General features: G+C 69.2%; 1 protein-coding gene. It reads left to right on the top strand.

Annotated elements, in window-relative coordinates; genetic code table 11:
* On the top strand, positions 1 to 266 hold a 266-nt coding region (locus SB719_RS20580), incomplete at both ends, for a hypothetical protein (RefSeq protein ID WP_412159804.1).

Consider the following 266-nt stretch of genomic DNA (forward strand, 5'->3'; position numbering starts at 1 on the left):
GACCCTCGACAAGACCGTCACCCCAAGCACGGTCATCCCCGGCGGCACCAGCCTGGTGCAGCTGTCCGCCCAGACGCCGAGCGGCACCAGCTCCGTGCGGCCGAACACCATCGTCGTCAGCGAGCCGCAGGACACCGCGAACGCGCCGTACTGGAACGCCTTCGACGCCACCTCCATCGCTCCGACGGCCGTGCCGTCGGGGTCGACCCTGACGATCGAGTACACCACCGACGGCACCACCTGGAAGACGCTGACCGTCGTGGATG

The organism is Pantoea sp. SIMBA_079 (assembly GCF_046940275.1).
GTDB lineage: Bacteria > Pseudomonadota > Gammaproteobacteria > Enterobacterales > Enterobacteriaceae > Pantoea > Pantoea borealis.